Below are 8,587 nucleotides of genomic sequence, written 5' to 3' on the forward strand. Positions count from 1 at the left end.
CGATGACCACCACCGTCCCGATCGAGTCACCGGCACCGCCGGACCGGCCGCGCAGCAGGTGGGGCCTGTGGGCCCACGGGGACTTCCGCCGGCTCTGGATCGGTGAGACCACCAGCAACTTCGGTACGGCCGTCGGGAGCGTGGCGCTGTCCCTGGTGGCCGTGGTCACCCTGGGCGCCAGCCCCCTCGCGGTGGGCGTGATCAACGCGGCCGCCTGGCTGCCCTGGCTGTTCCTCGGCCTGCTGGCCGGCGCCTGGGTGGACCGCTGGCCCCGGCTGCGGGTGATGCTGGTCTGCGACCTGCTGCTGCTCCTCCTCTTCGGCAGCGTGCCGGTGGCCAGTTGGCTGGGGGTTCTCTCGCTGGCCCACCTGGTGGTGGTGGCCCTGCTGACCGGGGCGGTGAAGGTGTTCTTCTCCACCGCCTACGGCGCGGTGCTGCCCACCCTGGTCGGCAAGGCCGACCTGCTGGAGGCCAACGTCAAGCTGCGCTCCGGCGCCTCGGCGGCCGAGATCGCCGGCCCGGGCGCGGCCGGTCTGCTCTCCCAGGCGTTCGGCGCCGCCAGCGGGATGTTCGCGGACTCGCTCACCTACCTGGTGTCGGCGGTGTTCCTGCGGCGGATCAGGACGGAGGAGCGCCCCCCGCCGGTGTCCGAGCGGCGCGGCATCCCGCGCGAGATCGGCGAGGGCGTCCGGTTCCTGCTGCGCGACCCGTACCTGCGCACGTTCGCCTGCTTCGCGGCGGTCGGCAACCTGGGGCTGAACGGCATCCAGGCGGTGCAGACGGTCTTCCTGGTGCGCAGTGTGGGGCTCGAACCGGGCGCGGTGGGCGGGGTGTTCGCGCTGGTGAGCGTCGGCGGACTGGCCGGCGCGATGCTGGCCGGACGGGTCGCCCGCAAGCTGGGCAGCGCCCGTGGGCTGCTGGTCTGCGAACTGGTGGTCGCGCCCTTCATCCTGCTGCTGCCGTTGGCGGGCGACCGGCTGCCGCTGGTGGTCAGCGCGCTCGCCTGGGCGGTCGCGGTCTGCGGGGTGGTGGCGGGCAACGTCCTCGCCGGCAGCTTCTCCCAGGGCTACTGCCCGCCCGCGATGATCGGCCGGATCCGGGCCAGCTCCGCGACCCTCAACTACAGCGCGATCCCGGTGGGCGCCCTGCTCGGCGGCTACCTCGGCGAGGCGATCGGCGCCCGCAGCACGATCTGGCTGATGGCGGGCGTGCTGCTGTCGGCGGGCGCGGTGCTGCTGGCCAGCCCGCTGCGAGGCCTGCGCGACTTCCCGACCCGGCCGCCGGCCCCCACCGCCTGACCGGCCCCCGCCCCTACTGCCCGTACTGCCCGTATCGCCGTACCGCCCCTGCCGCCCGTACCCGACTTCCGAGGAGCTTCCGATGGCCCGCACCGCCCGCCCGCGCCACTACCTGATGTGCCGTCCGACCCACTTCGACGTCACCTACGCGATCAACCCCTGGATGGACCCGGCGAAGCCGGTGGACACCGACCTGGCCGTCGCCCAGTGGGAGCGGCTGCACGCCCTGTACGGTGAGCTCGGCCACCGGGTCGACCTGATCGACCCGCTGCCCGGCCTGCCCGACATGGTCTACGCGGCCAACGGCGCCACCGTGGTGGACGGCAGGGTGCTCGGGGCGCGCTTCCGCAACACCGAGCGGGCCGCCGAGGGCCCGGCCTACCTGGAGTGGTTCCGCGCCCGGGGCTTCGAGACCCGCGACCCGGAGTACGTCAACGAGGGCGAGGGGGACCTGCTGACGACCGCGAGCTACGTGCTGGCCGGGCGGGGCTTCCGCAGCGTGGCCGACGGACACGCGGAGGCGCAGGAGTTCTTCGGCCGCCCGGTGGTCGGCCTGGAGCTGGTCGACCCGCGCTTCTACCACCTGGACACCGCCCTCGCCGTGCTGGACGGCGACGAGATCATGTACAACCCGGAGGCCTTCTCGGCCGGCAGCCGTGCGGTGCTGCGGCGGCTGTTCCCGGACGCGCTGCTGGCGGACCGGGCCGACGCGGAGGTGTTCGGCCTCAACGCGATCAGCGACGGCCTGCACGTGGTGCTGCCGGAGGCGGCCGTGGGACTGGCCTCGCGACTGCGCGAGCGCGGCTTCCGGCCGATCGGGATGGACCTCAGCGAGCTGCTCAAGGGCGGCGGCAGCGTGAAGTGCTGCACCCTGGAGATCCGCGCGACGGCCTGAGCGGGTGGCCTGAGCGGGCGGCCCACCGAGCACCGGTGATCATTGGTGATCACCGGTGCTCGACTGTAGATCGACCGTTGAACGCTCCCGGCCAGACTGGTGCCACACCACGACGGAACCCCTTCCCAGCAGGGAAGCGAGCCGAGGAGTACCAGAGATGACGCAGCGTCCGGCCACCACCATCCGCACCCGCCTCCGGCTGTTCACGGTCGGCCTCGGGGTGACCGTCGCCCTGGGCGCCGGCCTCTCGGTGACGGTCGCCGGGGCGGCGGCCGACGCCGGGGTGGCGACGGTGGTGAGCGGCGGCGGCGCGACGCCGACACCCACCCCGACGCCCACCCCGACCGGTGGCACCGGCGACTGGAACAGCACCGGTTCCTGAGCACACCGGTTCCTGAACACATCGGCTCCTGAGCACACCGGTTCCTGCGCACCAGTTCCTGCGTACCAGTTCCTGAACGCACCGGAACCGTCAGCAGGATCGATTCCTCAGCAGCCCGAGGAGAGCCGGTCGGCGGCCCGCCGGACCGCCCGGCCCGACGGGGTCGACGGATCCGGACCCTCGGCCCGGGGCAGCAGCCCCGGCACCTCCGCCGCCTCCGGCAGCCCCAGCCGGACGAAGATCCGGTGCGCCTCCCGCAGCCGTCCGTACGCCTCGGCCTCCCGCCCGAGGTCGGCCAGCGTCCGGCCCAGCACCAGCAGCGCGTGGCCCTGGTCCCGTTCGGCACCCAGCTCCTCGCACAGCTCCAGCGCCTGCCCGGCGTGCTCCAGCGCCTCCTCCGTCCGGCCGAGCGAACGCAGACTGTCCGCCATCCGGTAGCGGGCGTGCCCGGCCCGGGCCCGCAGACCGGACGCCGAGGCCACCGCCAGGCACTCGCCGAACCAGGTGACCGCCTCCTCGTGCCGCCCCAGCCCGTGCAGCGCCAGCCCCAGCACGTACAGCGTGTACGCCCGGCCCGGATCGTCGTTCCGGGTCCGCAGCTCGGCCAGCGCCTCGTGGCAGATCGGCACCGCCTCGGCGGCCCGCCCGCTGCGCACCCGGGCCAGCGCCGCGTTCACCGTCGTCACCAGCGCCCCGGAGCGGTGGCCGAGTTCGCGGGCCAGCAGCAGCGCCTCGTCGTAGTGCCCGACGGCCTCGTCGTAGCGGCTGAGGAACTGGCAGACCAGGCCGAGGTCGTTCAGCGCCTGGCGCAGGATCACCGTGTCGCCCGCCGCGCGGGAGGCGGCCACCGCCAGCCGGGAGGCCTCCTCCGCCTCCTCCAGCCGGGTGGCGGCCAGGGCGACGTTGCCGCGCAGGAAGTGCGCCCGACCAGCTGCCCGGTGGTCGGCGCGGTGGACCGCGGCGGCGGCCAGGGCCTCCGCGGTGGTGGCCAGCTGGCGGCTGGGCGGGGCGAGGACGAACGGCGTGAGCGCGATCAGCAGGTCGATCGCGGCGCGCAGCGGGTCCGTGGTCGGTCCGTCGGAGGGGTCCGGTGCCGGGCTGTCGGAAGGCCCGCCGGTCGGGCTGTCGGTGTCGTCCGCGACGCTCCAGCCCGCCACCTGCGCGGCCAGCGCGATCGCCCCGGAACCCTCCGCCTCGGCCCAGGCCCGCGCCCCGTCCGGCCCGTCCAGCGGGACACCCGCGCTACGGGCCGGCCCGAGCGCGCCGGCCGCCGGATCCCCGGGGACGGCGTGCTGGAAGGCCGAGCACGCGGTGGCCAGCAGGTGGTCCAGCATCCGGTCGCGGGCCGCCACGGCCGCGCCGGGATCGTCCGGACGGCGCCGGGCGAACGCGCGCAGCAGGTCGTGGAAGCGGTAGCGGCCGGGGAAGGGCGACTCCATCATCGCCACGTCCACCAGGGCCTCCAGCAGGTCCTCGGCGTCGTACTCGTCCAGGTCCAGCAGGGCGGCCGCGGCCTGCAGCCCGAGGTCCGGCCCGTCCACCGAGGCGGCCAGCCGGAACGCCCGGGCCTGGGCGGGCGTCAACTGGCGGTAGCTCAGTTCGAAGGCCGCCGCCACCTCCAGGTCGCCGATCCGCAGCTCGTCGATCCGCCGCCGCTCGACCGCCAGCCGGCGGCCCAGCGTCTGCACCGTCCAGCTCGGCCGGGCCGCCAGCCGGGCCGCCACGATCCGGACCGCGAGCGGGAGGTGGCCGCAGACGAGCAGCAGCTCCCGGGCGGCCTGCGCCTCGGCGGCCAGCCGCTCGGCGCCGATGGTGCGGCCCAGCAGTTCGAGCGCCTCCTCGGGCTCGAAGACGCCGAGGTCGGCCTGGACGGTCGCGGGCAGGCCGGACAGCCGGGTCCGGCTGGTGGTGAGCACGGCGCAGCCGACCGCACCCGGCAGCAGCGGTCTGATCTGCGCGGTGTCGTGGACGTTGTCGAGCACCAGCAGCAGCCGCCGGCCGTCCACCGCCGAGCGGAACAGCGCCGAGCGGGCGTCCAGCCCCTCCGGCACCGCGTCGGCGGGCACGCCGAGCGCCACCAGGAAGCCGCTGAGCACCGCCTCCGGATCGGCCGGGGTGGCGTCGGCGCCCCGCAGGTCGACGTAGAGCTGCCCGTCCGGGTAGGCCTCGCGCACCCGGTGGGCGACGTGCAGGGCCAGCGCGGTCTTGCCGACCCCGCCCATGCCGACCACGGTCGCGATCACCAGCGCCTGCTGGCCCGGTGCGCCGGGGTTTCTGTCGGGCGCCCCTCCATGCGCCCCTCCGTGCACCCCGCCGAGAGCCTTGCCCAGCCGTTCGACCAGGACCGATCGGCCGGTGAAGTCGGCCGCGTCGGGCGGCAGTTGGGCCGGTCTGGGGGTCGGTGTGCTGCTCCCGGCCGGGGCGGTGTTCCCGGCCGGTGCGGCGGCGGGAGCGTTCGGCGCCGACGGGCCGACGGGCGGGTCCGGTGCCTCGGCCCCGGGCGCGGCCGGCTCCGCCGGACCGGCGGCGGCCGGGCCCGGGACGAGCGCGGCGGGGACGAGCGCGACGGAGGGTGCCGGGGCGGCGAGCGACGGGTCCCCCTCCAGGATCCGCTGGTGCAGCAGGTCCAGCTCCGCCCCGGGCGCCACCCCCAGTTCGGCCAGGAACAGCTGACGCGCGCCCCGGAACACCGCCAGCGCGTCCGCCTGCCGCCCGGCCTGGTACAGCGCCCGCATCAGCAGCCCGTACGCCCGCTCGTGCAGCGGGTGCTCGGTGGTCAGCGAGGTCAGCTCCGGGATGCACCGGGAGTAGCGCCCCAGCGCCAGGTCCAGGGCGATCCGCTCCTCCAGCAGGGTCAGCCGCAGCTCCTGGAGCCGCTGGCGCTGCCGCTGCGCGAACGGCCCGGGGATGCCGGCCAGCGGCTCGCCCTGCCACAGCTCCAGGGCCTGGTTCAGCAGGTCGCGCGCCTGCTGCGGCTCCCCGGCGGCCGCCGTGCGCTCGGCCTGCGCCGCCAGCTCCTCCGCCTGCGCCGCGTCCACCGCGTGCTTGGGCAGCACCAGCCGGTAGCCGTCCCCGACCGAGGTCAGCACGGTCGGCGCGTCCGGCGCCTCGCCGTGCAGGACCTTGCGCCACCGCCAGGCGTAGGTGCGCACCGTCGTCATCGCGGTGCCCGGCGGCTCCTCGCCCCACAGGGCGTCGATCAGGTCGGTGGCGCTCGCGCCGTGGCCGGGCCGGAGCAGCAGCACCGCCAGCATCGCCTGCTGCTGGGGGCTGCCCACCTTCAGTACGGTCGCGCCGCGCTGCGCCCGCATCAAGCCCAGCACCGAGAACCGGAAATCATCCATTCCTGCACCTGCCCGCTTCATGTGCTCGCCCCCGCCCGCACGTGCCACCCCCGAATTGGTGAGTCCCTATCAACCCACGGGACCTGGCGGGATGTCGAGAGATCGTCGACCCGGTGGTGATCCGGTGTTGATCGGCCGTCGCCACAATCGGTGATGTGGCGCCCGCAGTCGGCCCGGCCCCTCACCGCCGGACCCGCCACGTCCCCGGTCGCCCGGCCGCCGACCGGCGACCCCCACGGCTCTCGGAGGCGGACGCCCATGAACACGGACCGGAACAGCGACCTGAGCACCGGCCGGAAAGCGGATCCGAACGCGGAACCGAGTACGGCGTCGAGCACGGACTTGAGCACGGACCTGAGCACCGACCGGGTCACGGACCGGCACGGCGGCCTGGACACCGACCTGCTCCACCGCCTGCTCGACGTCGACCCGGCCGACGGACCCGTCGAACTGCTCCACCGCGCCCGCGGCGAGCGCCACCTCCCGTACCTGGTGCTCGCCGCGCTCGCCCGGGAGGACGTCCGGATGGGCGCGCACGCCCGGGACGAGCTGCGGCGCGCCCGCGACCGGGTCGAGTGTTACGCCCGGGTCGCCCGCGACCTCGCCGACGCCACCGGGGTCCGCCCGATCCGCGACCTGCCGCTGGCCGGCTACTACCCGCCCGACCTGCCCCGGCCGCTGGCCGAGCTCAGCCTCGTCAGCCCCACCGAGGCCTCGCTCTGGCAGGCCGTCAACCGGCTGGTCACCGACCACCCGGTGGAGTCCGTGGAGGTCACCCTGCTCGGCGAGCGCCCCCGGCACACCGCCGTCACCCTGCGCTGGCCGGCCGGGGACCCGCTGCTCGACCCGTGGTACCAGGTGCGGGTCGCGACCGCCGCGCTCCCCGGCGACCTCGCCACCGTCCCGGTCCGCCCCTACTTGGCCGCCGACGACCACGTCGAATGCCTGATCGCCCTCGCCGAGGAGGGGCTCGGGCGCACCTTCCTCGCGGGCGACGTGATCGACGTGGCCAGGCTCGCCGGGCAGCCCTTCGAGCCCGTCGAGACCGCCGCGGTGGTCGCCGCCTACCGGCTCGCCCCGGAGGCCGCCGCCCTCCTCGACCTCGCCGCCGAGCACGTGCCGCTCGGCGCCCTGCGGGACGTCCGCACCGTCCTGGAGGCCGAGGTCGCCCCCGAACTCCGCCGCCGGACCTCTGCCGGCACCCCGCCGTGCCACGGCACCTCGCCGCGCCACGGCACGCTGCTGCGCCGCACCGTCATCCGGCACCAGTGGGACGAGGCGCTGCTGCTCCCGGCCGGCGACGCCACCCTGCTGCTCACCCCGGTCGCCGACTACCTGCTCGGCCCCGAGGGCACCCGGCCGACGGACCGCGAGCGCACCGCCGCCCTCGCCGCCCTGCACGCCTGGGACGCGACCCTGCCCGGCAGCCCGGACGGGGCCCCGTGCACCGGCCTGTCGGGGCCGCGCCACCGCTGAGCCGGCCCCGCGGGGCGTGGCCGAGGGCGGGTCGAGGGCGGGGGGACTTGCCGACCCGCCCCGGATGTCTTGTATCGTTCCTGGCGAATCATCCAGAGGGGTGGAGGGACCGGCCCTACGAAGCCCCGGCAACTCCCCGTTCGACCCGGCGTCCGAAGTACGCGCCGTGTTGGCGGGGGCAGTGCCAACTCCGGCCTGTCGCCACTGTGGCGCGGGAAAGATGAGGAGACACGGTGCTCTCTGTGCTGTCCTTCGCCCGGGCGCTTCCCGCCCCGGTCCTTTCGCGTACCCGTCTCGTGCCCGGCGCAGGCAATCGGCCGACTTCTCCGGCCTGTCCTCGCTGACCACACCCCCCGGCTCCCCGCCAGGAGCCGCCGTGAGCAGCGCGGACCCGCTGCTCCCGGGCCTTGAGACTGGAGTACCCATCCCATGGAGAACACGAGCGGCGTCGGCGTGCTCGACAAGGTCACCTCGATCCTCGGCACCCTGGAGGCCGGGCCCGCCACCCTGGGCGGCCTCGTCGCGGCCACCGGCATGGCGCGGCCCACCGCCCACCGGCTGGCCGTCGCACTCGAACACCACCGCCTGGTCAGCCGGGACGTTCAGGGCCGGTTCATGCTCGGCCCCCGCCTCGGCGAGCTCTCGGCGGCCGCCGGCGAGGACCGGCTGCTGGCCGCGGCCGGCTCGGTCCTCGCCCAGCTGCGGGACGCCACCGGCGAGAGCGCCCAGCTCTACCGGCGGCAGGGCGAGGTCCGGATCTGCGTGGCCGCCGCCGAGCGGCTCACCGGCCTGCGCGACACCGTTCCGGTGGGGGTCACCCTCCCCATGAAGGTCGGCTCCGCCGCCCAGATCCTGCTCGCCTGGGAGGAGCCCGAGCGCCTCCACCGCGGCCTGCAGGGGGCCCGCTTCACCGCCACCGCGCTGAGCGGCGTGCGGCGCCGCGGCTGGGCCCAGTCGGTCGGCGAGCGCGAGGTCGGGGTCGCCTCCGTGGCCGCGCCCGTCCGCGGCCAGTCCAACCGGGTGGTGGCCGCCGTCACGGTCTCCGGGCCGATCGAACGGCTCAGCCGGCACCCCGGCGCCCAGCTCTCCCAGGCCGTCGTCGAGGCGGCCCACCGGCTCACCGAGGCCCTGCGGCAGCCCTGACGGGGGTTCCGATGCTCTCGGATTCCGAGGTTCCGGGGTTCCCTGGTTC

Annotated in this window: 6 protein-coding genes and 1 riboswitch; of the genes, 5 read left to right on the forward strand and 1 reads right to left on the reverse strand. The window is 75.6% G+C overall.

Going from position 1 to position 8,587, the window contains the following annotated elements; translation table 11 throughout:
* Positions 1-2 precede the first annotated feature (2 nt).
* From ACFU7Z_RS01565 to ACFU7Z_RS01575, 3 genes are all read left to right on the forward strand, one after another.
* Positions 3-1,298 (forward strand): MFS transporter, encoded by a 1,296-nt coding sequence (locus ACFU7Z_RS01565; RefSeq protein ID WP_049650866.1) that lies wholly within the window; start codon positions 3-5, stop codon positions 1,296-1,298.
* A gap of 82 nt (positions 1,299-1,380) precedes the next feature.
* Entirely contained in the window at positions 1,381-2,193 is an 813-nt protein-coding gene (gene ddaH, locus ACFU7Z_RS01570) for a dimethylargininase (RefSeq protein WP_049650865.1), read from the forward strand.
* 157 nt (positions 2,194-2,350) lie between these two features.
* Positions 2,351-2,575, forward strand: coding sequence for a hypothetical protein (locus ACFU7Z_RS01575; RefSeq protein ID WP_380775244.1), 225 nt, complete (start codon positions 2,351-2,353; stop codon positions 2,573-2,575).
* A 107-nt stretch (positions 2,576-2,682) separates the two neighbouring features.
* On the opposite strand, the gene ACFU7Z_RS01580 is transcribed toward ACFU7Z_RS01575, so the two are convergent.
* Positions 2,683-5,919, reverse strand: coding sequence for a BTAD domain-containing putative transcriptional regulator (locus ACFU7Z_RS01580; RefSeq protein ID WP_380775246.1), 3,237 nt, complete (start codon positions 5,917-5,919; stop codon positions 2,683-2,685).
* Positions 5,920-6,261: 342 nt separating this feature from the next.
* Between ACFU7Z_RS01580 and ACFU7Z_RS01585 the strand changes: the two genes are divergently transcribed.
* Positions 6,262-7,395, forward strand: a complete 1,134-nt coding sequence (locus ACFU7Z_RS01585) for a hypothetical protein (protein ID WP_380775248.1) — start codon at positions 6,262-6,264, stop codon at positions 7,393-7,395.
* Between the two features lie 85 nt (positions 7,396-7,480).
* Positions 7,481-7,622: riboswitch (SAM riboswitch) on the forward strand.
* A 202-nt stretch (positions 7,623-7,824) separates the two neighbouring features.
* Positions 7,825-8,538: an IclR family transcriptional regulator gene (locus tag ACFU7Z_RS01590; RefSeq protein WP_049657219.1), complete on the forward strand. Its 714-nt coding sequence runs from the start codon at positions 7,825-7,827 to the stop codon at positions 8,536-8,538.
* The last annotated feature ends 49 nt before the right edge of the window (positions 8,539-8,587 follow it).

The sequence above is a fragment of the Kitasatospora sp. NPDC057518 genome (genome assembly GCF_042802075.1).
GTDB lineage: Bacteria > Actinomycetota > Actinomycetes > Streptomycetales > Streptomycetaceae > Kitasatospora.

What these genes read in the sequence shown, in the direction of transcription:
- ACFU7Z_RS01565 (WP_049650866.1), top strand. Translation starts at nt 3, where the DNA reads ATGACCACCACCGTCCCGATCGAGTCACCGGCACCGCCGGACCGGCCG.
- ddaH (WP_049650865.1), top strand. Translation starts at nt 1,381, where the DNA reads ATGGCCCGCACCGCCCGCCCGCGCCACTACCTGATGTGCCGTCCGACC.
- ACFU7Z_RS01575 (WP_380775244.1), top strand. Translation starts at nt 2,351, where the DNA reads ATGACGCAGCGTCCGGCCACCACCATCCGCACCCGCCTCCGGCTGTTC.
- ACFU7Z_RS01580 (WP_380775246.1), bottom strand. Translation starts at nt 5,919, where the DNA reads ATGGATGATTTCCGGTTCTCGGTGCTGGGCTTGATGCGGGCGCAGCGC.
- ACFU7Z_RS01590 (WP_049657219.1), top strand. Translation starts at nt 7,825, where the DNA reads ATGGAGAACACGAGCGGCGTCGGCGTGCTCGACAAGGTCACCTCGATC.